Below are 21296 nucleotides of genomic sequence, written 5' to 3'. Positions count from 1 at the left end.
CCGTTTCGTCGACACCGCAGACGGGGTTAAAGAGCCAGTCCCACGGCTGGCCCGCCCACGCCGCAGCACTCTCGCAGCACCGACGCACAAAAGCATGCAGACCCGGGCGCAAGCCGCCACGGCAGCACAGGCGTATGCATTCCTACCCGGGCGCCACCCCCAAGGAGGAAGACAGATGAATCGCGAGCAATCCCCCCCGATCGACGGCGCGCAACGGCGCCGCGTCATCAGCGCCCTGGGCGCCGCCGGCCTCTGTGCGCTGGCCCCCTGGCAGCCGGCGCTGGCGCAGAAACGCGCCTGGCCCGAACGTCCCATCAACTACGTCGTCCCCTTCCCCCCGGGCGGCCTGACCGACGTGGCGGCGCGCCAGGTCGGCAAGGCGCTGGGCGATGCCGAGCGCTGGAACGTGGTGGTGGAAAACAAACCCGGCGGCAGCGCCAACATCGGCGCGGCGCACGTGTCGCACGCCGCGCCGGACGGCTACACCTGGCTGGCCATCACCCTGTCGCACGCCGCCAACGCCACGCTGTTCGCCGGCAAGGCCGGCTACGACCTGACGCGCGACCTGACGCCGCTGGCCGGGCTGGCCTCGTCGCCCATCATGGTGGTGGTCAACGCCAAGAGCCCCATCAAGACCATGGACGACCTGGCCCGCGCGGCCGCCGCCAAGCCGCTGGCGGCCGGCTCCAGCGGCAACGGCACGCCGCCGCACCTGACGCTGGCGCTGTACCAGAAGCTGACCGGCACGCCGCTGATGCACGTGCCGTACAAGGGTGGCGCGCCTTCGCTGACCGACCTGATCGGCGGCCACCTGGACGTGGTGTTTTCGAACTACCCCGAGTCCTTGTCCCACGTGAAGAACGGCTCGCTGCGGGCCCTGGCCATCACCACCCGCGAACGCAGCGCCGACCTGCCCGACGTGCCGACCGTGGCGCAGGCCGGCCTGCCCGACCTGGTGGTGGAGAACTTCACGGGTGTGATGGGTCCGGCCGGCTTGCCGCCCGAACTGGTGCAGCGCATCGGCGCGGCCATCGTGCAACAGGTATCGCAACCCGCCATGCAGCAAGCGCTGCTGCAACTGGGTTTCGTGCCGCAGCCGCGTGGCCCCGAGGCGTTCGGCGCCTATCTGCGGTCCGAGGTCGACCGCTGGGCCAAGATCATCCGCGATGCCAATATCCAGATCGCCTGACGCCGGAGCATCCGCCATGCACGTACTCATCTCGGAATTCATGGACGCGCCCGCCGTCGACGCCCTGCGGCAACGCTTCGACGTGCGCTACGCCCCTGACCTGGTAGAGCAGCGCGATGCCTTGTTGCAGGCCGCCAGCCAGGCCGATGGCCTGATCGTGCGCAACCGCAGCCAGGTGGACGCCGCGCTGCTGGCCGCGGCGCCGAAGCTGCGGGCGGTGGGCCGCCTGGGCGTGGGGCTGGACAACATCGACCTGCCCGGCTGCGCCGCCCGCGGCATCCAGGTGGTGCCGGCCACCGGCGCCAACGCCCGCGCGGTGGCGGAATATGTCATTGGCACCGTACTGGCGCTGCTGCGTGGCGCCTATGGGTCCAGCGCCGACGTCGCGGCCGGACGCTGGCCGCGCGCGGCGCTGTCGCAAGGGCTGGAGGCGCAGGGGCGCACCCTGGGCGTGGTGGGCTTTGGCGGCATCGGCCAACTGACTGCCCGCCTGGCGGCGGGCCTGGGCATGCGCATCGTCGCCTGCGACGCGGCGCTGCCGGCCACGCATCCCGCCTGGGCCGAAAGCGGCGCCACGCCCCTGCCGCTGGATGCCCTGCTGGCGCAGGCCGACGCGGTGTCGCTGCACGTGCCGCTGAACGCCGACACCCGCCACCTGGTCAATGCCGAACGCATCCGGGGCATGCGCCCGGGCGCGATCCTCGTCAATACCTCGCGCGGCGGCATCGTCGACGAAGCGGCCCTGGCGGCGGCGCTGCGCGCGGGCCACCTGCGCGGGGCGGCCTTGGACGTGTTCGACCAGGAACCCCTGCCCGCCGGCGGTCCGCTGGCGGACGCGCCCAACCTGATTCTGACCCCGCACATCGCCGGCCTGACGCAGGAAGCCAACACCCGGGTTTCCGACATGGTCGCCGCCGGTGTGACAATAGCGCTTACCGGCGGCGCCCGATGACGCGCGGCGCGCCCCCCTGACAGGAAGGATATGGCTCACATCTATCTGGACGAATTGCAACACCTGGCCGCGGCCAGCCTGGCCGCCGCGGGCGCCAACCCCGCCATGGCCGACAGCACGGCGCGGGCCCTGGTCTTCGCCGAAAGCCAGGGCCTGAGCTCGCACGGCCTGTCGCGCGTGCCGTTCTACGCCGGCCACCTGCGCACCGGCCGCGCGATCGGCAGCGCCGTGCCGCGCATCGTGCACGAGCGCGGCGGCGCTGCCCTGATCGACGCCGGATCGGGCCTGGCGTTCCCGGCCTGCGCCATGGCGGTGGAACAGGCCGCCGTGCGCGCCCGCGAACACGGCGTGGCTTTCATCGGCGTGGCCAACAGCCACCATTTCGGCGAAGCCGGCTACCACCTGGAAGCCCTGGCCGATGCCGGCCTGGTGGCCCTGGCCCTGAGCAACTCCCCCGCCGCCATGCCGGCCTGGGGCGGCAAACGCCCCCTGTTCGGCACCAACCCCATCGCCGCGGTGTTCCCGCGGCGCGGCGGCGCCCGCATCGTCATCGACCTGTCGCTGTCGCAAGTGGCACGCGGCAAGCTCATGATCGCGGCGCGCGACAACCAGCCGATTCCGCTGGGCTGGGCGCTGGACGCAGACGGCCAGCCCACCACCGACCCCAAGGCGGGCCTGGCCGGCAGCATGCTGCCCGCGGGTGGCGTGAAAGGCGCAATGCTGGCGCTGATCATCGAACTGCTGGCCTGCGCCCTGACCGGGTCACACTTCGGATTCGAGACCGAGTCCTTCTTCGTCGACGAAGGCGGCCCCGCCCGCCTGGGCCAGGCTTTCATGGCAATCGACCCGGGCGCCCTGGCCGGCAAGGAAACCTACCTGGACCGCGTCGAAGTCCTGGTGGACGCCATGCTGGAAGACGACGGCGTGCGCCTGCCGGGCGAGCGCCGCCGCAAGCTGCGCGACGAGGCGATCAAGCACGGCGTGGAAATTCCCGAGGCACTGATGGCGCAATTGCGCGCGATGTCGGGCGCGGCCTAGCGCCAGCCGGGACGGCGCGGCGCCGCCCCCTTCCCCGCCACGGCCCCTAGCCGCCGTGGCTGAACCACAGCATCAATGGCGCCAGCAGCAGGAACACCACGGTCGACACCAGCACGGCACCCGCCGCGGTGTCGCCCATGGCGGTGTAGCGCTTGGCGTACATGTAGCTGACCACCGCGCAAGGCATCGCCATCTGCAGCGTCAGCGCGCCAGCCAGCACCGGTTCCAGGTCCAGCAGCCACACGATCGCCAAGCCCGCGGCCAGGCCGGTGACCAGGCGCATCGCCGCCACCTTGGCGCCGTCCTTGATGCCGTTGGCTGGAATCAGCGCCAGCGCGTGGCCCAGGCTCAGCAGCATCAGCGGCACGGTCACCGCGCCCAGCATGCGGGCGGTCTCGATCACCCAGTCCGGCACCGGGATGTGCAGCATGCGCATCGCCACTGCCACGACCGACGCCAGCAAAATCGGACTCTTCCAGCTGCCCTTCGTGTTCACGCCGGGCAGCAGCCGCACCGCGATCGTGTGCATCACGAAGGAATTGACGGCAAAGAACGCCACGGCCACCGACAGGCCCGCATCGCCGAAGGCCAGCTGTGAAATCGGCAGCCCCAGGTTGCCGGCATTGGGCAGGAAGGCGGTGGGCAAGAGCGTGCGCACCGGCAACCGGCCCAGCTTGAGCAGCAGTGCGCAGGCCAGCGCGCACAGCAGCAGCGCCAGCAGCGTGGCCGCGGCCACGTCGGCCAGCGCGCGGTCGTCCAGGTGGGTGGTCACAAAGGTGTGGAACACCAGCGCGGGCGTGGTCACCGAGGTCACCAGCGTGGTGATGAAGGAACCGCCGAAGGGCAGATCGCGCTTGCCCCAGAACACGCCGATGCCCACGCACGACAACAGGGGCATCATCAGCACGATGGCCGACAGGTAGAACTGCGCGATGGCAAGCATCCGGTTATTCCGTCAGAGATAAGTAAAGTAATTCGCGGCAGCATCAAAGCTTGCCCGGTGCACCGGCTTGGCCCCAGCATGGACCTTCTGTTGCCAGGAATCCGTGCCATTGCCCTCGCCCGCCAAACCCGCCCCCGCCGTCCGGCTGTCGCCGCGCGAATCCGCCTGCCTGCACTGGGCGGCCGTCGGCAAGACCAGTTGGGAAACCGGCCGCATTCTCGACATCAGTGAAAGCACCGTCAATTTCCACTTGCGCAACGCCTGCCGCAAGCTGCAGGTGCGGGGCCGGCGCGCCGCGGTGGCGGCGGCCATCCGGCGGGGCCTGCTGCACCCCATCACGGCTTGACGACGACCGATCTCAGGAATTCACGGGCGCGTTCGGCCGGCAGGCTTTCCTCGGTGCCGGCGGCCACGGCCTCGATCAGCATGTTGTCGGTCACCCACACCCGCGCCCGCAGCCAGCCCGGCTTGCCCATGGCCTTGCCCTGCACGTCGATGTCCTGCCCGAAAGGCGGCCATTCGGTGGGCGGCGGCGCCTGCATGTTGACGTACAGCGAACGCATCAACGCCAGGCCCAGCGCCTGGCGGGCCACCGGGTCGGCGGCCAGCTCGGGCGGCAGCGGGGCCGACCCGATCGCGAACACGGCCTCGCCCACCGTGGCGCTGGCCAGGGTAAAAGTCAGGGTATGGGTATCCAGCCGCAGCTGGCGGGTCTCGGTCTGCACGCGGTCCGGGAACGCCGCCCGCACGTGACCATCCGCCACGTCGACTTCACGCCAGTTGTAACGGGGCGAGCAGGCGGCCAGCAGCAGGGCCAGCGCAAGAATCGCGCCGCCTTTCTTGAACATGAAACGAAACAGCGATGAAATCGTCATTACCGGAAGACCCCTCGGTCTTTTCATTTCGAGGAAAGCCCCAAATTGTCGCCGATTTCGATGACCCCCGCGCCCGACGGCACGCTTTTGGCCAATTATGTCTGGGACGCCGCCCCGAACGTGCCCGCGCCGGTGACCGGCCCCGGCACCCCCAGCATCTACCTGCTGCACGGCCTGAGCGAGCATGCCGGGCGCTATGACCGGCTGGCGCGCTGGCTGACCGCGCGCGGCTGGGCGGTCGGCGCCCACGACCACCGCGGCCATGGCCGCTCGGCGGGCCGTCCCGCCACCCTGGCGCGCCAGGAAGACCTGGTCACCGACGCGGTGACCCGCCTGGACGCCTGGACGGCCGCCCAGGGCCGCCCGCCCATCCTGCTGGGCCACAGCCTGGGCGCCCTGGTGGCGGTGCGCATCGCCCTGCAACAACTGGCCCCGATCGACGCCCTGGTGCTCAGTTCGCCGCCCTTCGTGGTCAACGTGCCCCTGTGGGTGCGCCGCACCCTGACCTGGATGTCGCTGCACGCCCCGGATCTGCGGGTGCCCCATGGCTTGGCGCCAGCCCGCATCTCGCACGACCGGGCGGTGGTCAAGGCGTACCGGTCCGACCCCCTGGTGCGCCGCAGCATGACCGGCCGGCTGGCCCGATTCGTGGATGATGGCGGGCGCGATTCCCTGCGCGAAGCCCACCAGCTGGCCTGCCGCACCCTCTTGATGGTGGCGGGCGACGATTCCATCGTGGCGGCCGAGGGCAGCCGCCAGTTCGCCCAGCGGGCCCCCGCCGAATTGCTGACATTGCGCTGGTACGACACGGCCTGGCACGAGATTTTCAATGAAACCGCCCCCATCGCCGACCCGGTCTACGCCGACCTGGACGAGTGGCTGGCGCGGACCGCCGCGGCATTGTCCCTGTCCCCAGTACTGACTCCCTCTGCAGAGGAGGCCAGCACCCCGTAAAATCCCGCGACAGACCCCAACGAGAATATTCCGTGACTGATACCGCCGCACACCGCCTCGCCCGCCTGGAGGCCAACCGCCCGCTGCTGGCCCAGACCCTGCGAGGCATCGAAAAAGAAGGCCTGCGCGTCGACGAGCAGGGCATCCTGGCCCGCACGCCGCACCCGGCCGGGCTCGGTTCCGCGCTGACCAACGAGCACGTCACCACCGACTATTCCGAATCCCTGCTCGAACTCATCACCGGCACCCACAACAATGTGGATGCCCTGCTGGCCGAACTGACCGCGACGCACCGCCACGTCTACAGCGTGCTGGACCACGAACTGATCTGGAATCAGTCCATGCCCGCCACGCTGCCGCCCGAGGCCGACATTCCCATCGCCTGGTACGGCACGTCCAATACCGGCATGCTCAAGCACGTGTACCGCCGCGGCCTGGCCGAGCGCTACGGCAAGACCATGCAATGCATCGCCGGCGTGCACTACAACTTCTCGCTGCCCGAATCCCTGTGGTCCGTGCTGGACAACCAGCCAGGCACCGATCAAGAGCGCCGCTCGCGCGGCTACATCGGCCTGATCCGCAATTTCACGCGCTATTCCTGGCTGCTGATGTACCTGTTCGGCGCGGCGCCCGCGCTGGCGCGCGATTTCCTGCGCGGCCGCGAACACCCGCTGCAAAGCCTGGGCGACCACACCCTGTACCTGCCCTACGCCACCAGCCTGCGCATGAGCGACCTGGGCTACCAGAACAAGGCGCAGTCGCAGCTCAAGCTTTGCTACAACGACCTGGACACCTTCCTGGGCCGCCTGTACGACGCCGTCACCCAACCCTGGCCCGACTACCAGAAGCTGGGCACGCACCGCAACGGCGAATGGATCCAGCTCAACACCAACGTGCTGCAGATCGAAAACGAGTACTACTCCAGCATCCGCCCCAAACGCGCCACCGGCCGCTGTGAGCGCCCGATCACCGCGCTGGCCGAACGCGGCGTGCAATACGTGGAAGTGCGCTGCCTGGACATCAATCCGGAATCGCCGGTGGGCATCGACGCCGACACCAGCCGTTTCGTCGACGCCTTCCTGCTGTTCTGCGCCACCGCCGACAGCCCGTTCTTCCCGGCCAACGGCTATTGCCAGCGCAGCGCCGATAATTTCTCCACCGTCGTCAAGGAAGGCCGCAAGCCCGGCCTGCAACTGGACCGCGACGGCCAGGCCATCGGGCTGGCCGAATGGGGCGAGCAACTGCTGGACCAGATCGCGCCCTATGCCGCCTTGTACGACGCCGCGCTGGGCGGCAGCGCCTATGCCGACAGCCTGGCCGTGCAGCGCGCCAAGCTCGGCCGCCCCGACGCCACGCCGTCGGCGCACCTGCTGACCGCGCTGATCGACAGCGGCGAATCGTTCCACGACTACTCCCTGCGCCAAAGCCGCGAGCATGCCGACACGCTGCGCGCCCAGGCGTTGCCGGCGGACCTGGCCGCCGAATACCGGCAGGCCGCGCTGGACTCCAGCGCCGAGCAACGCCGCATCGAGCAGGCCGACGACGTGGATTTCGACACCTACGTCGCGCGTTACCACGCCGCCTTGAAGGCGCCGCGCAAATAAGGCGTATCGTATGGCCTGTTAACACCCAGGTTTTGGATCAGGAGGCTTTTCCCATGCGCCGCTTTGCAACACTTCTGCTGGCCCTGGCTGCCAGCACGGCGGCGATTTCCCACGCCGCCCCGCCGCCCATGCAGACCGTGGAATCGGTGGACCTGAAGCGCTATGCAGGCATGTGGTACGAGATCGCCAATTTCCCGATGTTCTTCCAGCGCAACTGCGTCGGCGACACCACCGCCGAATACACGCTGCACCCGGACGGCACCGTGGGCGTGAACAACCGGTGCCGCACCAAAGACGGCGATGTCGACTCGGCATCGGGCACCGCCACCGTCGTCGAAGGCAGCAACAACGCCAAGCTTGAAGTCTCGTTCTTCAAGCCGATCAAGGGCGATTACTGGGTGATCGGCCTGGATCCCGACTACCGCTGGGCCGTGGTCGGCACGCCGGACCGCAAGTACCTGTGGATCCTGTCGCGCTCGCCGCAACTGCCCAAGGAAGACCTGGACCGCGCCCTCGCCGCCGCCACGGCGCAGGGCTACCAGCTGGACGAACTGCGCTACACGCCGCAGAAATAAGCAAGCTCAGCCCGCGTAATCGCGCGCCAATCTCACCACGGTCACGCCGGGTTTGAGCTGTCGCAGCGACGGCATGACCAGCGTGCAGCGGTCGTACGGCGACAGGATCGGCTGGCCGTCCGCCCAGCCGATCACCGACCCCGCCTGGTCCAGCGTTTCCAGCCCCTGCCAGGGCTGCGAGAACGTCAGGTCCATGGACGGCGCCACCACGGCGTCGGTCACTTCCAGCACGCGCTGCGCGGGCGGGTCCGGCAGCCGCCAGCCGGCCGGCATGTCCGCCGCATCGACCACGCCCGATTCGACCAGCATGCGCGCCACCATATCGCGCGCCACGTCGCGCGCGGCGGGGTCGCCATGAAAGCCGCATTCGATCAGCAAGGCGCAGGCGTCTTCACGCGCGGGATCGCCGAACTGGGCGAAATCGCGCATGCGCACGCCGTCCTTGTGGCCCGCGTCCACGATCACGTGCTGCGGCGCCTTCAGGCGCCGCGCCAGTGCGATATTGCGCGGCAGCACGCCGGTCAACAGCAGCGGCGCACCCGGCTCGTGCATCGAATGCAGGTCCAGCAGCCAATCGGCGCGCTCCACCCAGGGCCGCAACTGCACTGCGCGCTGGCGGTCGCTCGTGGTCGGGTGATCCAGCCGCTCGGCGCTCCAGACGCGATTCATGTCCTCGTCCACGAAACGCGAAGCATCGTGGCGGGCCAGGTCAAAGCGGTCAAAGGCCGGCAGGTTGCAGAACGCCAGCGTCAGGCTGCCGCGGCGCGGCCGCACGCCGGCCGCCAGCAGGTCTTTCAACGCCCAGGCGCCGCACAGCTCGTTGCCGTGCACCAGCGCCGACAGCATCAACGTGCGTCCGGCCACGCCGGAATCGAAATGCCACACGCCCGGCGTGTCGGTGTTGCCCACGCGCTCGGCGGCGAGGTCGGGTACGGAAAGCTTGAAGTCCATCTTGTTGCCTGCGTGATGAGGGTGATGCGTGCGAGGGCGCCTTACTGCGCCTCGATCTTGGCGGCCTTGACCAGGGCGCCGTACTTGCGGGTTTCTTCGGCCTGGTAGGCCACCGGGTCCAGGCCCGGTTGCGACAGCACGCCGCCGGCTTCCTGCATCTTGGCGCGGAACTGTTCCGACTTGAGCGTATCGGCCAGCGCCTCGCGCAGCTTGGCCGCCACCGGCCCGGGCAGGCCGGCCGGGCCGTACAGCGAGAACGACACGCTGATGTCCACCGACTCGAATCCCGGCGTCTCGGCCAGCGCGGGCACGTCCGGCGCCACCGGCGAACGCTGCTTCTGCGTCACACCCAGCGCCACGATCTTGTCGCCGCGCACTTGCGGCAGGCCCGACGACAACACCAGCATGCCGAAGTCCAGCTGGCCGCTCATCAGGTCGGTCACCAGCGGCGATACGCCACGGTAGGGCACGTGTTCGGCGCGCGTGCCGGTGGACTGGTTGATCATTTCGCCGGCCAGGTGCAACGTGGTGCCCACGCCCGACGAGCCGTAGTTGAAGCTGCCGGGCTTGGCCTCGCGCAGCTTGTGCAGGTAGTCGGCCGCGGTCTTCACGCCAGAATTCTTGCTGGCGGCCAGCAGCATGGGCTGCGAGGCAATCACGCCCAAGGCGGTGAAGTCCTTGGCGCCGTCGTACTTCACGGCGCTGTTGATCATGCGGGCAATGACCATTTCATTGGTCGACCCCAACAACAGGGTGTAGCCGTCGGCCGCGGCGCGGGCCACGCGCTGCGCGCCGATGGTGCCGCCGGCCCCGCCGGCGTTTTCCACCACCACGCTCTGGCCCATGCGCTTGGCCAGTTCTTCGCCGAACAGGCGCGCGGTCAAATCGACGCTGCCGCCGGCCGGGTAGCCGACGACCAGCGAAATAGGGTGATCGGGGTAGCCGGCGGCCACGGCCGGCTGGGCGATGGCCATCGCCGAGGCGGCACAGAACGCGGCCAATGCGGCGCGCGGCGGATACGGTACGGATTTCATGCATTTCTCCCTGGGGTGCTGGGTTGGACGGTGGAGCCGCCTCATTCGAATTTCGGGAGACATTTTGCGGCGCGAGCCAGGGCCGCTACGTGCCAAGTCGGCACATTGGCGTGCTTATTCGGCTCTCAAGCCCCGCGTGTCCACGATGGCCTGGCGCGACCGATCAGGCCTTGCGGTTGGCGGTGGCTTCCCACGCCGCCTCGGCCAGGTCCGCCAGCCGTGCCCGCGACCGGTACAGTCGCACCTCGAAGGCGATCTCGTCGCTGCGTCCGCCCAGGGACACCAGCGTGCCGCGGCGGCAATCGGCCGCCACCATCGACCACGGCAGCCAGGCTACGCCCAGCCCCTTGGCCGCCGCGCCGTGCGCCGCGTCCAGCGAGTCGCTGCGCACGAACGGCGCCAGCGCGTAGGGCGTGGCTTCCAGCCGGTCGCCCAGGATGCGTTCCATCGACAGGCCGCCGGCATAGGTGATCAGCGGCACGGGCTGGCCGCCCTCGCCCAGCGTGTAGCGGGCGCGGCCGCGGCCATCGGCCTGGCTGACCGGCACCAGCTTGTCGGTGCCCAGCGTCATGTAGCGGTAGCGCACGGGATTGAGCGGCATCGACAACGCGGGATGCTCGTAGCAGCACAGCAGGTCCACCTTGCCCTGCTCCAGCCGCATGGCCATGTCTTCCATCTTGCCGGTGGAGATTTCCAGCTGGGTGCCGTCGACCAGCACCTTGGGCGCGCGATGGCGCAGCCGCGCCACCCAGTCGGCCACCAGCGTGCGCGCCAGGCTTCGGCCGGTGGCGATGCGCAACACGGCCTCGCCGCCCGCCCCCGAGCTGCGGATGCGATGCCGCACCCGCCCCATCTGCTCGACCACCTGCGTAGCCGTCTTGAGCAGGGCCTCGCCTTCGGCCGTGAGCGTGACCGGCACGCGCTGGCGTTCCACCAGCGGCGCGCCGGCCCAGGCCTCCAGGGTGCGGATACGGCGCCCGAACGCCGGATGCGTCACGTGCCGCGCCTCGGCGGCGCGCACGAAGCTGCCGGTCTGCGCCAGCGCGATCAGGTCTTCCAGCAGCTTCAGGTCAGCCATGGCATGCGAGGCGGCGGCTGGGCCGTCAGGCCGGCGCCAGGCCCATCATCGCCAGGGTGGCGCGGGTCAGGTCGCTGTTCGGGTCTTCCAGTTCGTTCACCAGGTCGAAGTGATTGCACTGCGGCGTGGGAATGCGGGTGGCTTGCAGGCCGGCGCCCGTCCAGGCCCGTTCAAAGGCCTCGGTCTGGTTCTTGAAGCCTTGCGTTTCCAGCCCGCCCACCGCCAGCAGCATCGGGCCGGCGCGCTTGGGCAAGTGAAAGATCGGGCTCTGGTGCGCGGCCTGGTCGGGCGTGAGCTGCAGCCAGGTGTTGGGCAGGATGTCGCACAGCGGCCGCAGATCGAACAGGCCGCTCAGCGCCAGGGTGCCCTTGACCACGTCGTCGGGCACGCCGTAGCGCGCCGGCCAGTCGGGCGCGGCCAGCATGCCGGCCAGTTGGCCGCCCGCCGAGCTGCCGCCCACGTAGATGCGGTCGGGGTCCACGCCATAGGTGGCCGCGTTGTGATACAGCCAGGCCAGCGCCGAACGCATCTCGCGCACCACTTCGCCCAGCGTGGCCTCGGGCACCAGCGTGTATTCGGGCACGGCCACTGCGGCGCCGGCGTTGTTGAAGGCCTCGGCCATCACCGGCGCGTCTTCCTTGCGCTGTGCTCGCCAGTAGCCGCCATGGATGAACACGAACAGCGGCGCCGGCGTGCACGTGGAGGCCGGCAGGAACAGGTCCAGCCGTTCATCGTGTCCCATGCCGTAGCGCAGGTTCAAGAGGCCGGGGCGGCGCGACTTCACCGCCGCGGCAGATTCCGCGTAGCGGCGCACGCAGGCGTCGAAATCCGGCACCGATTCCCGGGCGTTGTATTGCACCTCGCGCTCGGCGATGGTGGGAAAAAACAGATCGATATCCGCGTCACTCATTGATGGCCTGCCTGTCGTCCTGGGAAATGATGTGCTCGATGAACTGCGCTGTCTTGCGGTAATGCGCCGCCAGCATCGCCACCGAACGTTCGACGTCGCGCGAGATCGCGGCGTCCAGCAGCTGGCGGTGTTCGTCGTCGACGTTGCGCTCGGGCCCGTAGGCCGTCGCGCCGGCACGCGCGGGACGCCGGTAGCGTTCGGTCTGCGCATACAGCTGCGTGGACAGGTCCAGCAGCCAATGCGAACGGCAAGCGCCGATCAGCGCGTGATGGAAATCCAGGTGACGGGCCTCGAGCGACTCTTCGAGTTCCTGGCTGGGCGGCGAGACCTCGCCGGCGCGCTGCGCAGCCAGCGTCAGCGCGTGGTACGCACCCACCAGGCGCGTCTCCCAGGCATCGTCGGCATTGGCCAGCGACCGCCTCAAGGCGTCGCAATCGATCAGGATGCGGGTTTCACAGGCGTCCCACATTTCTTCGATCGACAGGGGCGCAATGCGGAAACCGCGCGAGGTGGTGGTGACCACCATGCGCTCGCTGCGCAGGCGGTTCAGGGCTTCGCGAATGGGAGAAAAGCTGCTGCCGTAGCGCTGCTTGAGCAATTCCAGGCGCAGGGACTGGCCCGGCGCGAAGGCGCCGCTCATGATGTCGCGCCGAAGCAGGCGGTAGACCTGCTCGGACAGCGTGATTTCCTCTACCTCGGCGCTCCCGTCCGATCCGGGCTCGTCCTGGCGGGAGGCTTTGATTCTTGGCTTCAACGTGCTCTCCAGATGTCGGCGGCTGGCCGGCCGGCCCGCAGGCCGGCGGCCCATTCTACTCGCGGGCCGGTCGGCCTTGCCGGCGTCCATCGGGTTGCGGTTCGGTCAGCGCGGCCGGCGGGGCCCGGTCGGGCTCGTCCTCGTTCAGATCGTTCGGGTCGTCATAACGGGCCGCCTGCAAGGGCCGGCGGTTCACGCGCAGGTCGAACACGTCGAAGCGGTTGTAGTGGCCGGTGATGTCGTGCATCTGGCGCGGCTGGATGCAGCGCGACAGGTCGATGTCGGCATAGACGATGCCTTCGTCGTCGATCAGCGGTTCGCCGATCACGCGGCCGTCCGGTCCCAATATCCCCGAAAACGCGCTGTTGCGGCGCGCCAGCGTCTCGCGGGCCTCGGGGTGGCTGGCACTGATGGCGTCCTGGATCTCGGTCGAGATCGTCGAGCACGACACCACCGTGAACACCTTGCCTTCGAACGAATGGGCCGCGGCGCGCAGGCGGATGGCCTCGGCCATGTCGTAGTCCGGCGGCGCCACCGGCAGCGAGATGTAGCTGGCCACGTGCACCATTTCGCCTTGCGCCAACAGCGAAAACCGCGCCAGCGTGTTGGTGTTCTCGCCACAGGCCAGGCCGCCCAGCTTGCCGACCGAGGTGTCGTACACCCGCAGCGATTCGCCATCGCCGTGCGCCCAGGTCAGCTTTTCGGCCCAGGTCGGCACCAGCTTGCGGTGGCGGCCCAGGATGCGGCCTTCGTCGTTGATGAACACCATGGTGTTGTAGATCGTGCCCACGCCAAAACGGCTGCGCTCGTTCACGCCTACCACCACGTTGATGCCGTGCTGGCGCGCGGCCTGCGCGATACGGCGGATCTCGGGGCCGGGCAGTTCGATGGCGCTCTTGCAGAGCTTTTCAAACCACGGACTGCCCTGCACCGGGTTCATCACCCAGCTCCAGTACGGATAGGCCGAGATGAACACTTCCGGAAACGCCACCAGGCGCGCGCCCTGGCCCGCGGCCTCGGCGATCAGCGCGCAGGTCTTGTCGACCGTGGCGTCGGTGTCCAGGAAGACGGGCGCCGCCTGCACGGCAGCGGCCTTGAATTGGGGCAGATTCAGCATGATTTCGGTTCCTCTTGCGGGTCAGATGCCCAGATAGCGCTGCGCCAGCTCGGGCTGCGCGGACAGTTCGGCAGGCTGGCCCGACCAGGCCACGCGGCCCTTGTCGACGATGTAGTGGCGGTCCACCAGCGTCGCCATCTCGGGCAGGTTCTTATCGATCACCAGAAGCGTCTGGCCTTCGGCCTTCAGGGTGCGCAGGCACCGCCAGATTTCCTGCCGGATCAGCGGTGCCAGCCCTTCGGTAGCCTCGTCCAGGATCAGCAGCTTGGGGTTGGTCATCAGCGCCCGGCCCACCACCAGCATCTGCTGCTCGCCGCCGGACAGCGTGCGCGACGACTGGCCGCGGCGTTCCTGCAGCCGCGGAAACAGCGCGTAGACGCGAGCCAGGTCCCAGCCGCCGGGTGCGCCGCGCGAGGTCGCCACCAGGTTTTCTTCCACCGTCAGCGACCCGAACACGCGCCGGCCCTCGGGCACCAGCCCCACGCCCAGCCGCGCCACCGCGCTGGGCGCGGGCCGCGACAGCGTCTGGCCGCGAAACTGCACCTGCCCGCCAGTCGCGGGCAGCATGCCCATCAGCGTCTTGATGGTGGTGGTCTTGCCCATGCCGTTGCGGCCGATCAGCGAAATCACCTCGCCCTCGCCCGCCTCGAACGACATGCCGAACAGCACCTTGCTCGAGCCATAGCCGCCCGTCAGGCCGTCAACCTTCAACATGTTCTTCTCCCAGATAGGCGGCGCGTACGTCCGGATGGCGCCGCACCTCGTCGGGGGCACCGCTAAACACCACCTTTCCGTAGACCAGCACGCTGATGCGGTCGGCCAACGCAAAGACAGCGTCCATGTCGTGTTCCACCAGCAGGATGCCGTAGTCGCCCTTCATGCCCAGCAGCAGCCGGGTCATGCGGGCCGATTCCTCGGGCCCCATGCCGGCCATGGGCTCGTCCAGCAGCAACAGCCGCGGTGAGCGCGCCAACGCCACCGCCAATTCCAGCTGACGCTTTTCGCCATGGGCCAGGTCGGCCGTGCGCACATGGCGGCGTTCGGCCAGGCCCACGTGCGTCAGCCACTGCATCGCCTGGGCCTTCAGGCCCGCGTCGCGCCGTGGGTCGGACCAGGCGCCGAACGCCCGGCCGCCCTTGAGCATGCTCGACAGAATCACGTTTTCCAGCGCGGTGTATTCGTGGCACAGCTCGGTAATCTGGAACGAACGCCCCAGGCCCAGCCGGGCGCGTTCGAAGGCCCGCAGCGCGGTCACGTCGCGCCCTTCCAGATGGATCGTCCCCGAGTCCGGCCGGATCTCGCCGCAGATCTGCGCGATCAGCGTCGACTTGCCGGCGCCGTTCGGGCCGATGATGGCGTGGATCTCGCCCGCCCGCACGTCCAGGTCGACCCCATTGGTGGCGACCACCGCGTCGAAGGCCTTGCGCAATCCAGATAGCTGCAGCAGTACCTTCCCGGCAGCGGTGTGCGATGCGGCGACCTTATCGGGATGCCATGGAGCCGGCTGCGCCGGTCCGTCGGCATGCCCCCTTGAGGGGGAGGCGCGCAGCGCTTCGGGGGTGGGCTTAGTCAGCATGTCGCGTCTCCAAGAGGCGGCCAAACAGGCCTTTCTGGCCCCACAGCACCACCAGCACCAGGATCGGCCCCATGTACAGCAGCCAATGCTCGGTCAACGACGACAGCAGCTGCTCCAGCCCCAGGAACACGGCCGCGCCCGCAATCGGGCCCAGCAGCGTACCCACGCCGCCCAGGATCACGATGGCCATCAGCTCGCCGGACTTGGTCCACGCCGCCATGTCGGGCGTCACCAGCCCCGCGTAGTTGGCCCACAGCACGCCGGCCAGCCCCGTGCCCACCGCCGACAGCACGAAGGCGGAGAGGCGGTACGGCGTGGGCGCCACGCCCAGGTTCAGCGCGCGCCGCTCGCTCTGGCGCAGCGCTTGCAGCACCATGCCGAACCGCGAATTGACGATGCGGATGCACAGCAGCGTCCAGCCTGCCAGAAGCGCCAGGCAGACGTAGTAGAACGTCACCGGGCTCTCCAGGTTCAGGCCCGGCAGCACATTGCGCTGCGCGATCATCAGGCCGTCGTCGCCGCCGTAGAACTGCAGCGACACCAGGATGAAATACACCATCTGGCCGAACGCCAGCGTGATCATGATGAACTGCACGCCGCGCGTGCGCAGCGCCAGGTAGCCGAACACCCAGCCCGCCAGCGCGCACACCGCCAGCGCGATCGGCCACACCACCAGCGCGGCATTGCTGCCGGCCCAGCCGAACAGCGGGCCCGCCTCGGCCGTGTGGAACGCGATGATGCCCACCGCATAGCCGCCCAGCCCGAAGAACATCGCATGGCCGAAGCTGACCATGGCGCCATAGCCGATCACCAGGTCCAGGCTGACCGCCGCCAGCCCGTAGATCAGAAAGCGCGTGACCACGCCGATCAGGAAAGGCGACCCGGAGGCCGCCGCGGCAGCCGGCAGCGCCAGCAGCAGGACCAGCCCGGCCAGCCCCCAGCGCGCGCGATTCGAAAGATTCATTGTCATCATCATCCCCGCGCCGGAAACAGCCCGCCCGGCCTGGCGATCAACACGATCGCCATCAACACATAGATGCTGGCAGACGCCAGGCCCGCGGCCAGCGGGTCTGCCGTGGCCGGCGAGAACACCGCGCCCAGCAACTGCGGCAGAAAGGCCCGCCCCATGCTGTCCACCATGCCGACCAGCAGCGCCCCCGCCAGCGCCCCGCGCACCGAGCCCACGCCACCGATCACGATCACGACGAAGGTGGTGATCAGGATGCGTTCGCCCATGCCGATTTCCACCGCCAGCAGCGGCGCGGCCATCACTCCCGCCAGGCCGCACAAGAGCGCGCCCAGGCCGAACACCAGCGTGTAGAGCTTCTTGATGTCGATGCCCAGCGCGTCGACCATCTCGCGATCGTCGGCGCCGGCACGGATCAGCATCCCGATGCGGGTACGGTTCACCAGCCACCACAGCCCCACCGCCACCAGCGCGCCGATGGCGATGAACGACAGGCGGATCAGCGGATACTGGAACCCCGGCGCCAGCGTCACCGCGCCTTCCAGGAAGGACGGGATGCCCACCAGCGGCGGACGCCGCCCGAAGATCAGGCTGACGGCCTCGTTCGAAAACAGCAGCAGGCCGAACGTGGCCAGCACCTGGTACAGGTGATCGCGCTTGTACAGCTTGCGGATCACCAGCACCTCGACCGACAGGCCGTAAAGCCCGGCCCCCAGCAGCGCCGCCAGCACGCCCGCCAGGAACGAACCGGTGGTGCCGATGGCGTAGGCCGCGCAGTACGCGCCCACCATGTAGAACGAACCGTGGGTCAGGTTCACCACGCCCATGATCCCGAAGATCAGGGTCAGTCCGGCCGCGAGCAGGAACAGCATCGCGCCGAACTGCAGCCCGTTGAGCAACTGTTCGAAAAGCAATGTCATGACGGCATCTTGCAGAATTGGGCGTAGGCGTCCTTGTCATCCGACACCAGCTTGCGCACCAGGTGCGGCGACAGCACGCCGCTGGCGTCCTTTTCAATCTTCATCAGGTACAGGTCCTGCACCGGATGCTGATTGGTGTTCATGCTGAACTTGCCGCGCAGCGACGCGAATTCCGGCTTGCGCAACGCGGCGCGGAACTCGGCCTGGCGTGACAGGTCGCCGCCGGTGGCCTTGAGCCCCGCCCCGATCAGTTGTGCCGTGTCGTAGGCCTGCATGGCGTAGTCGGTCGGCACGCGGCCATAGGCCGCTTTGAATGCCTGCACGAAGGCCTTGGACTGCGGGTTGTCGAAGTCCGCCGACCAGATGCCGGTGGTGTAGGCGCCCAGCGCCGCGTCGCCGGTGGCCTGGATCATGCGCGCATCCATCGAGAAGCTGGGCATCAGCATCGGAATGGTCTTGTTCAGGCCGGCCGCCGCGTACTGCTTGACGAAGTTGATGCCGGTGCCGCCCGGATGGAACTGATAGACAGCTTCGGGCGCCAGCGAGCGCAGGCGCGCCAGTTCCACCGAGAAGTCCGACTGATCCAGCTTGGTGTAGATCTCGGCCACCACCTCGCCCTTGTAGGTGCGCTTGAAGCCTTCGATGGCGTCGCGCCCGGCCTGGTAGTTGGGGGCCAGCAGCACCACGCGCTTGTAGCCCAGTTCATTGGCCGCCACGCCACCCGCCGTATGGAAGGCATCGTTCTGGTACGAGGCCACGAAATAATTCTGGTCGCACTTCTCGCCGGCGAAGCTGGACGGCCCGGGATTCAGACTGACGTAGAAAGCGCCCGCCTTGACCACGCCCGGCGCCACGGCAGCGAGCACGTTCGAGAAATTCACGCCGGTGAACAGCTTCACGCCCGACTGCAGCATCCGGTCGGCCGCCTGCTTGGCGTTGGCCGGCTTCAGGCCGTCGTCCTCGATCACCAATTGCACCGGCACCCCGCCCAACGCGCCGCCGCCCTGCTTGATGGCCAGGTTGAAGGCATCGCGTTCGTCTTCGCCGATGTAGCCCGCCGGCGTGGACAGCGTGGCGATGAAGCCGATCTTGACCGGGTCCGCGGCCTGCGCCGCGCCGCCCAGCGCCATGGCCATTGCGGCCGCCCATACTGTTTGCTTGATCATTGTTTTCCCCTTGGAGACCGCTCAGCCGGCCGCCCTTGCGACCGGCGCCGGAATTCGCCTAGACCGCCACCACCGGATGCCGCAGCGTGCCGATACCTTCCACGCACGCCACCACCACGTCGCCCGGCCACAGCCATTCCTGCGGCTTGCGGCCCGCGCCCACGCCTTCCGGCGTGCCGGTGGCGATGATGTCGCCCGGCTCCAGCGTGATGCCGGCGCTTATGTCGGAAATCAGGAACGGCACCTTGAACAGCATGTGGCGCGTGTTCGAACCCTGCTTCTTTTCGCCGTTCACCGTCAGCCACAGGTCCAGCACCTGCGGGTCGGGAATCTCGTCGGCCGTGACGATGCACGGGCCGAACGGGGCGTAGGTATCCTGGCCCTTGGAATAGATCCACTGGCCCGCACGGCGGCAATCGCGCGCGCTCATGTCCAGCATCACGCTGTAGCCGAACACGTACGACAGCGCATCGGCCTCGGCCACGCGCGTGGCGCGCCGGCCCATGATCACCGCCAGTTCCACCTCCCAATCCAGCTGCTGGGTGATCCTGGCGTTGTGCTCGATGGCGTCTCCCGGGCCGATCACCGTGGTGGGCGGCTTGGAGAAAATCACCGGCTGCTTGGGCAGGTCGGCCGACGTGTCCAGCGTGCGGCTCGATTCCGCCACGTGCTCGACGTAGTTCAGGCCGATGCCGAAGATGTTCTTGCGCGGACGCGGAATCGGCGCCAGCAGCTTCACGTTTTCCTGCGGCAGCGCCGTACCCACGGGCCAATTGCCGCGATAGGCATCCAGCAGCCGCGATGCCTGGGCCACGGCCACCGGGCCCAGGTCGATGAAGGCCAGCATGTCGTCCGGCAGCGCCACGCCACCGGCCTGGCCCAGCAGGGCCAGGTCGATCACATAGCCTTCGGCCAGCGCACCCAGGCGGGCGGCGGCGGCGGGATGGGCGCGAAAAGTTACCAAGCGCATAGGAACTCCAGGAAATTCAAGACGAGTTGAGACAGGCGCCCGGGTCGCCCCGGGCGGCGGATGAAAATTCAGAGTGGGGGGGTGCCGCCGCTAGATCAGTTTCTGGTGGCCGCCGTTGTCCTTGACCGCTTCTTCGCGGTAGAGGGCCAGCGAACGCATCACCGGCAGGTCGTTGAAGCAGAACAGGCAGGCATCGTCGTTGGACGACAGGTTGGCGTGCTCATGCACGGCCCAGGACGGCACACAGAAGATGTCGCGCTCGGTCCAGTCGTAGCGCTTGCCGTCGATGATCGAAAAGCCGCTGCCCTTGGCCACCTGGTAGATGAAGCTGCCGGTGTGGCGATGCGCCTGGGTGTGCTCGCCCGGCCGCAGCAACTGCATGCTGGCGCCGATGGTGGGCATGACCGGGCCGCCCGTGGCCGGGTTGACGTAATCCATCAGCACGCCGTCGTAAGGGCTGCCCGCCGACACCCGCGCATGGCGGCGCAGCGCTTCGTAGGTCGGCTCCCATTCGTACTTGAACAGGGGCGAATAGGGTTTGGTCCAGCCCGATGCCTGCGGCCGCAGGGCCACGTTGCCCCAGGTGGCGCTGGTGTCGTCCACCGGGTGCGTCACGGTCTGGTTCAGGTCGGGATGCACGGCATAGAAGCCGGCCTCCAGCGCATTGACCAGCGGAATGTCCAGGCCGTCCTGCCAGATGCAGGTGCTGCCGTCTTCGGCCACGCCATGCTCGTGCCAGGTGCCGTTGGGGGTCAACACGAAATCGTTCGCCCCCAGCGTCATCTTGTGGCCGTCCACCACCGTGAACGCGCCCGTGCCTTCCATGATGAAGCGCAGCGCCGAATGCGAATGCGCATGGGCCGAGGCCAATTCGCCCGGCTGCATCACCTGCAGCCCCGAATACAGCCAGCCCACCGCCGCGGCCACGTCGCGCCGGCCGGGATTGTTCAGGTAGATCACCCGGCGGCCGGCTTCTTCGGGCGAAACCAGCTCGGCCGAGCGCAGCACGTGGCCCCGCAGTTCCTGGTAGCGCCACACCACCGGCACCGACGCCGACCGCGGCGCCCAGGGCTCGATCTTGTTCGCCACCGTCCAGAGCGCGCCGGTCTCCAGGCGCGCCAGCTCCTGGTAGTAGGCGATGCGCTCCGGCGAATCCGCCACGTTGGCGCGGCCCGCGGTGCTTTCGCGGTAGGCGTCGTACCTGTTCGCTTCCATCCCTAGCCTCTTTTTATAAAACCTAAAAGATTTTCGAAAATATTAGAGGCGAGCGGGACTTTGGGCAATCTTTGCGCGCTAGGGGTTTTCCTGGGTCTGATCGGCCTGTCGAAGATTTACCTGCGCGCTTGTCGAAAATACTGTACAAAAACACAGTGCAACATGCTACATTTCGCTCGCCCGAAAAACGTCGTCCAGGAGAATCCTGTGTCCGAAGCCGCTCATCTCGTCCAGTACATCGTCGTCCCCTACCGCACTGCCGCCAACGGCGTGGCCCCCGGAGAAATCCGGCCGGCCAGCAGTGAGTTCGGCGCCATCCGCATCGCCAACGCCATGGCCTCCAAGTTCGCCGGCGTGGCCGCCTACGAAGTCATGATCGACAAGGAAACCGGCGACATGGAATCGCCCCGCATCCTCGCCCAGATCGGCACCGTGCCGTCGCTGGACGACTGACCCTTCCCCTTTTCCGTCTCCTCAAACGGAAGCGCCACCGGCACCGCATTCCCGC

23 protein-coding genes are annotated in these 21296 nt (G+C 68.4%); 8 read left to right on the top strand and 15 right to left on the bottom strand.

The features are described from left to right. Positions 1 to 175: 175 nt before the first annotated feature. Genes AC6LJ2_RS27865 through AC6LJ2_RS27855 form a run of 3 tightly spaced genes read left to right on the top strand, consistent with a single transcriptional unit; the run spans position 176 to position 3179 of the window. Positions 176 to 1189, top strand: coding sequence for a Bug family tripartite tricarboxylate transporter substrate binding protein (locus tag AC6LJ2_RS27865; RefSeq protein WP_263915241.1), 1014 nt, complete (start codon positions 176 to 178; stop codon positions 1187 to 1189). Between the two features lie 16 nt (positions 1190 to 1205). Beyond that, a complete protein-coding gene (locus AC6LJ2_RS27860; RefSeq protein ID WP_263915242.1) occupies positions 1206 to 2141 on the top strand; it encodes a hydroxyacid dehydrogenase in 936 nt (311 codons plus the stop codon). 30 nt (positions 2142 to 2171) lie between these two features. Further along, the gene (locus AC6LJ2_RS27855) at positions 2172 to 3179 is read left to right on the top strand and encodes an Ldh family oxidoreductase (RefSeq protein WP_263915243.1); all 1008 of its coding nucleotides are present in this window, start codon (positions 2172 to 2174) and stop codon (positions 3177 to 3179) included. A gap of 46 nt (positions 3180 to 3225) precedes the next feature. Here the strand turns inward: AC6LJ2_RS27855 and AC6LJ2_RS27850 are convergent, their stop codons facing one another. After that, positions 3226 to 4122: an AEC family transporter gene (locus AC6LJ2_RS27850; RefSeq protein WP_025135541.1), complete on the bottom strand. Its 897-nt coding sequence runs from the start codon at positions 4120 to 4122 to the stop codon at positions 3226 to 3228. 103 nt (positions 4123 to 4225) lie between these two features. On the opposite strand from AC6LJ2_RS27850, the gene AC6LJ2_RS27845 reads away from it, so the two are divergent. Further along, positions 4226 to 4468: a helix-turn-helix domain-containing protein gene (locus tag AC6LJ2_RS27845; RefSeq protein WP_263915244.1), complete on the top strand. Its 243-nt coding sequence runs from the start codon at positions 4226 to 4228 to the stop codon at positions 4466 to 4468. Here the strand turns inward: AC6LJ2_RS27845 and AC6LJ2_RS27840 are convergent. Beyond that, on the bottom strand, positions 4458 to 4997 hold the full coding sequence (locus AC6LJ2_RS27840; RefSeq protein ID WP_263915245.1) for a hypothetical protein: 540 nt from the start codon (positions 4995 to 4997) through the stop codon (positions 4458 to 4460). The two genes, AC6LJ2_RS27845 and AC6LJ2_RS27840, sit on opposite strands and share 11 nt — an antisense overlap. A gap of 60 nt (positions 4998 to 5057) precedes the next feature. Between AC6LJ2_RS27840 and AC6LJ2_RS27835 the strand changes: the two genes are divergently transcribed. From AC6LJ2_RS27835 to AC6LJ2_RS27825, 3 genes are read left to right on the top strand one after another with little or no spacing between them, the layout of a single operon-like run. After that, complete coding sequence (locus AC6LJ2_RS27835) at positions 5058 to 5951, top strand: alpha/beta hydrolase (RefSeq protein WP_498152612.1); 894 nt, start codon at positions 5058 to 5060, stop codon at positions 5949 to 5951. A gap of 32 nt (positions 5952 to 5983) precedes the next feature. Then, positions 5984 to 7555, top strand: a complete 1572-nt coding sequence (gene gshA / locus AC6LJ2_RS27830; protein ID WP_263915247.1) for a glutamate--cysteine ligase — start codon at positions 5984 to 5986, stop codon at positions 7553 to 7555. Between the two features lie 53 nt (positions 7556 to 7608). Continuing rightward, positions 7609 to 8130, top strand: a complete 522-nt coding sequence (locus AC6LJ2_RS27825; protein WP_263915248.1) for a lipocalin family protein — start codon at positions 7609 to 7611, stop codon at positions 8128 to 8130. A 6-nt stretch (positions 8131 to 8136) separates the two neighbouring features. Here AC6LJ2_RS27825 and AC6LJ2_RS27820 read toward each other — a convergent pair whose 3' ends face one another. From AC6LJ2_RS27820 to AC6LJ2_RS27760, 13 genes are all read right to left on the bottom strand, one after another. Further along, positions 8137 to 9081: a M14 family metallopeptidase gene (locus AC6LJ2_RS27820; RefSeq protein WP_263915249.1), complete on the bottom strand. Its 945-nt coding sequence runs from the start codon at positions 9079 to 9081 to the stop codon at positions 8137 to 8139. Between the two features lie 41 nt (positions 9082 to 9122). After that, on the bottom strand, positions 9123 to 10115 hold the full coding sequence (locus AC6LJ2_RS27815; RefSeq protein ID WP_498152611.1) for a Bug family tripartite tricarboxylate transporter substrate binding protein: 993 nt from the start codon (positions 10113 to 10115) through the stop codon (positions 9123 to 9125). 163 nt (positions 10116 to 10278) lie between these two features. Further along, on the bottom strand, positions 10279 to 11193 hold the full coding sequence (locus AC6LJ2_RS27810; protein ID WP_263915251.1) for a LysR family transcriptional regulator: 915 nt from the start codon (positions 11191 to 11193) through the stop codon (positions 10279 to 10281). Positions 11194 to 11218: 25 nt separating this feature from the next. After that, positions 11219 to 12103, bottom strand: a complete 885-nt coding sequence (locus AC6LJ2_RS27805) for an alpha/beta hydrolase (protein ID WP_498152610.1) — start codon at positions 12101 to 12103, stop codon at positions 11219 to 11221. After that, positions 12096 to 12857, bottom strand: coding sequence for a GntR family transcriptional regulator (locus tag AC6LJ2_RS27800; protein WP_263915253.1), 762 nt, complete (start codon positions 12855 to 12857; stop codon positions 12096 to 12098). The genes AC6LJ2_RS27805 and AC6LJ2_RS27800 overlap by 8 nt, the downstream gene beginning before the upstream one ends. 55 nt (positions 12858 to 12912) lie before the next feature. Beyond that, positions 12913 to 13974: a nitrilase-related carbon-nitrogen hydrolase gene (locus AC6LJ2_RS27795; protein WP_263915254.1), complete on the bottom strand. Its 1062-nt coding sequence runs from the start codon at positions 13972 to 13974 to the stop codon at positions 12913 to 12915. Between the two features lie 21 nt (positions 13975 to 13995). After that, entirely contained in the window at positions 13996 to 14688 is a 693-nt protein-coding gene (locus tag AC6LJ2_RS27790) for an ABC transporter ATP-binding protein (protein WP_498152609.1), read from the bottom strand. Further along, positions 14675 to 15550 (bottom strand): ABC transporter ATP-binding protein, encoded by an 876-nt coding sequence (locus AC6LJ2_RS27785; protein WP_445658052.1) that lies wholly within the window; start codon positions 15548 to 15550, stop codon positions 14675 to 14677. Before AC6LJ2_RS27785 ends, AC6LJ2_RS27790 begins: the two co-directional genes overlap by 14 nt. Beyond that, complete coding sequence (locus AC6LJ2_RS27780) at positions 15540 to 16523, bottom strand: branched-chain amino acid ABC transporter permease (RefSeq protein WP_445659118.1); 984 nt, start codon at positions 16521 to 16523, stop codon at positions 15540 to 15542. Before AC6LJ2_RS27780 ends, AC6LJ2_RS27785 begins: the two co-directional genes overlap by 11 nt. Further along, positions 16523 to 17437: an ABC transporter permease subunit gene (locus AC6LJ2_RS27775; protein WP_263915258.1), complete on the bottom strand. Its 915-nt coding sequence runs from the start codon at positions 17435 to 17437 to the stop codon at positions 16523 to 16525. Before AC6LJ2_RS27775 ends, AC6LJ2_RS27780 begins: the two co-directional genes overlap by 1 nt. Further along, the gene (locus AC6LJ2_RS27770) at positions 17434 to 18603 is read right to left on the bottom strand and encodes an ABC transporter substrate-binding protein (RefSeq protein WP_445658050.1); all 1170 of its coding nucleotides are present in this window, start codon (positions 18601 to 18603) and stop codon (positions 17434 to 17436) included. The genes AC6LJ2_RS27775 and AC6LJ2_RS27770 overlap by 4 nt, the downstream gene beginning before the upstream one ends. A gap of 58 nt (positions 18604 to 18661) precedes the next feature. Then, entirely contained in the window at positions 18662 to 19573 is a 912-nt protein-coding gene (locus tag AC6LJ2_RS27765) for a fumarylacetoacetate hydrolase family protein (protein WP_263915260.1), read from the bottom strand. A gap of 90 nt (positions 19574 to 19663) precedes the next feature. After that, positions 19664 to 20788 carry a cupin domain-containing protein gene (locus tag AC6LJ2_RS27760; RefSeq protein WP_445658049.1) on the bottom strand — a complete coding sequence of 375 codons (1125 nt, stop codon included), beginning with the start codon at positions 20786 to 20788 and terminating at the stop codon, positions 19664 to 19666. A 207-nt stretch (positions 20789 to 20995) separates the two neighbouring features. Between AC6LJ2_RS27760 and AC6LJ2_RS27755 the strand changes: the two genes are divergently transcribed. Next, on the top strand, positions 20996 to 21241 hold the full coding sequence (locus AC6LJ2_RS27755) for a hypothetical protein (RefSeq protein WP_498152608.1): 246 nt from the start codon (positions 20996 to 20998) through the stop codon (positions 21239 to 21241). Positions 21242 to 21296 lie beyond the last annotated feature (55 nt).

The organism is Achromobacter sp. 1014246743 (assembly GCF_059760725.1).
This window is presented reverse-complemented; position numbering and strand designations above follow the sequence as displayed.